Here is a 264-nt window from a genome sequence, read left to right as displayed (position 1 = left end):
TTGGGCTTACGGCGTGGAGGCTTTTCACCCCCATTATCGCTACTCATGTCAGCATTCGCACTTCTGATACCTCCAGCATCCTTTACAAGACACCTTCGCAGGCTTACAGAACGCTCTCCTACCATATCCAATAAAGGATATCCGCAGCTTCGGTGACTGGCTTAGCCCCGTTACATCTTCCGCGCAGGACGACTCGATCAGTGAGCTATTACGCTTTCTTTAAATGATGGCTGCTTCTAAGCCAACATCCTGACTGTTTTAGCC

The 264-nt window shown here is 49.6% G+C and carries 1 rRNA gene; it reads right to left on the bottom strand.

From position 1 onward, the window contains the following. Positions 1-264: ribosomal RNA gene (locus tag GCN74_RS28460) — 23S ribosomal RNA — on the bottom strand; the annotation flags it as partial.

The organism is Janthinobacterium sp. FT14W (genome assembly GCF_009208755.1).
GTDB lineage: Bacteria > Pseudomonadota > Gammaproteobacteria > Burkholderiales > Burkholderiaceae_D > Janthinobacterium > Janthinobacterium violaceinigrum.
This window is presented reverse-complemented; position numbering and strand designations above follow the sequence as displayed.